The organism is Mycobacterium asiaticum (assembly GCF_001668675.1).
GTDB lineage: Bacteria > Actinomycetota > Actinomycetes > Mycobacteriales > Mycobacteriaceae > Mycobacterium > Mycobacterium asiaticum_D.
Map to the genome: position 1 here is coordinate 1 of NZ_LZKQ01000089.1, position 1,739 is coordinate 1,739.

Annotated in this window: 1 protein-coding gene and 2 pseudogenes; 1 reads left to right on the forward strand and 2 read right to left on the reverse strand. The window is 65.5% G+C overall.

From position 1 onward, the window contains the following. Positions 1 to 606, reverse strand: a pseudogene (locus A9X01_RS30835) (transposase); the annotation flags it as partial. Positions 607 to 717: 111 nt separating this feature from the next. Between A9X01_RS30835 and A9X01_RS30410 the strand changes: the two are divergent. Continuing rightward, complete coding sequence (locus A9X01_RS30410; protein ID WP_162494283.1) at positions 718 to 888, forward strand: hypothetical protein; 171 nt, start codon at positions 718 to 720, stop codon at positions 886 to 888. A gap of 165 nt (positions 889 to 1,053) precedes the next feature. Here A9X01_RS30410 and A9X01_RS28900 read toward each other — a convergent pair. Then, positions 1,054 to 1,621 (reverse strand): annotated as a pseudogene (locus A9X01_RS28900) (ISL3 family transposase); the annotation flags it as partial. Positions 1,622 to 1,739 lie beyond the last annotated feature (118 nt).

Sequence of the window (1,739 nt, forward strand, 5' to 3'; positions counted from 1 at the left end):
TGGAGCTGCCGTGGCGTTTGCGGCGACGGCGCTGCGGCACGCGAAGCCCTTCTTCGCGCCAAAGGCGTTGCACCTTCTTGTGATTGACTGCCCAGCCTTCAGCGCGGGCGTCGTGATACGCGGGCCGAAACCCACGTCGTGGGCGGTCCTTGGCGTACTGGCGAAGCCAGGCTCGCAGGGCGGCGTCGGGATCCTCGGGGGTCGCAGAGACGGCTGCGTGCCGCTGGGTTGCGCGGTGCTGCCCGGTCACGCGGCAGGCAAACCGTTCGCTGACCCCCAGCACGCGCTGGAGGTGACGAACGGCCGCCCGCCGACGTTCCGGGCCTAGAAGTTTCCCTTCGCGATCTCCCGCAGCGCGTCCTTCTCCAACTCCGCGTCTGCCAGCAGGCGTTTGAGGGTGGTGTTCTCGCGTTCGAGGTCCTTGAGCCGTTTGGCGTCCTCGGCCTTCAACCCGCCGAACTGGTTACGCCACCGGTGGTAGGTGGCCTCGGAGACACCCAGTTCGCGGCACACCGCTGCCGTGTCCTTACCCTCGGCCAGGAGCCGATCGGCCGCCATCAGCTTGCGCACAATCTGCTCCGGGCTGTGCCGCTTCCTCGTCGCCATGATTTTGTTGAGCCTTCCTGCCCACGTCGTGGGCTGCAAGACTCTCATAAGCCATGGATCAACCAAACGGGGTCAGGCCAGGGACGCGGGGCAGCTCGGACAATCAGCCAGATGCCCGACGTCAACTCCGTTCAGTGGATTACCCGGCCACTGGGCGTTCCGTTGGACCAAGCATCTCTGACCTACGGAGTAAGCTGCGAACACCGCGGCCGCAGCGGGGACCCGCTCTACGGGGTGCGCGGCACCCTGCGCACCCGGCTCCCCCTGGTCCAGGTGACCTGAAATGTCTATCAACGCGTCATCGCCGCCTACGCCCACCCCGGCCGTCGCCGTGGCAAGACCATGCTGGCGGCGATCATCGATTCGCTGCGTCGCGGCGTGCCCGCGGAACTGGTCTAGAGGAACCGGCCCAACTCGGCCACACCCTGTGGCGCCGCCGCGCTGACGTGCCAGGACGTCAGCGGCCCGCTTGTTCAGTGTCCGTCTGAGGGTTTCCTGCAGTGCCTTCGGCAAAGCCAGCGCTGAGCGCGTTGCTCAGCTACTGCCATCATGGCGCGGCCCTTTTTGCGGTCAGGTTCTCGGTAGGCCGCCACGGCGCGTTGATACATCGTCCAGGTGGCTTCGAGCTCGGCATGAGCATCGGCGGCGAATCAGCTGGCTAGCCAGGCTTTCTGCTTATCGGTGAGCAGATCGGCCCCCGTGTGCAGGGTCCGCCGCGCCCGGTAGAGCGGGTCGGTTGTGCGGCCCCGATGCCCGCAGGCGGCCAGCTGAAACAGGCGGCCGGCACTCATCGACAGCGTTGCCGGCCAGCCGAACCACATGAAAGGGAATCCATCACCGTCATCGCCTCCGGTAACTCTTCGGTGGTGGCGGTCTTGAACCCGGAAAAGCCGTCTATGGCAACGACTTCCAGACCGTCGCGCCAGGACTCCTCGCAATGAGCGAGCCACTGCTGAAACGCTCGTTTCGAGCGGCCCTCGACCATGTCCAGGAGCCTGACAGGGCCGGTCTTATCCGGCTCTTCAGAATCCAGGGTGTAGTTGGGGTTCTGAATCGGCCTGTAAGTCTTTACACGGCTGGCCCGGTGCTGGCTGACAGGATCGGTGTTGCCGTCCTGATTGGGTGTGACTCTT